The 278-nt window shown below is 64.7% G+C and carries 1 pseudogene; it reads right to left on the bottom strand.

From position 1 onward, the window contains the following. Positions 1–13: 13 nt before the first annotated feature. A pseudogene (locus tag EN857_RS34455) lies at positions 14–278 on the bottom strand (phosphonoacetate hydrolase); the annotation flags it as partial.

The following is a 278-nucleotide window of genomic DNA, read 5'->3' as shown; positions in this document are numbered from 1 at the left end:
GACAGCGCCCAACCTATGCCTGCGCCGCCGCCATCGTCGCATAGAAGAACGCATCGAAATTCCGCAGCACAGGCTCGTTCGGCAGGTCCGCCAGCACGCGGTTGACAATGAAGGGCACCTCCTGCTCGGTCAGCCCGCCGTGTGAGCGCAGCGGCTCGTCGAGTGCCGCCAGATTATGCCGGTGTTCCGACGTGCCGATTGTCTTGTTCTCGCCCGAGATCAGGATGATGTCGCCCATGCGGTCCTCGGGCAGTTCGAACCGCGCGGAGCCCTCCTCG

Source organism: Mesorhizobium sp. M4B.F.Ca.ET.214.01.1.1 (genome assembly GCF_004791545.1).
Lineage (GTDB): Bacteria > Pseudomonadota > Alphaproteobacteria > Rhizobiales > Rhizobiaceae > Mesorhizobium > Mesorhizobium abyssinicae.
The sequence above is the reverse complement of the archived record's forward strand: the minus strand, read 5'-3'. Positions and strand labels throughout refer to the sequence as shown.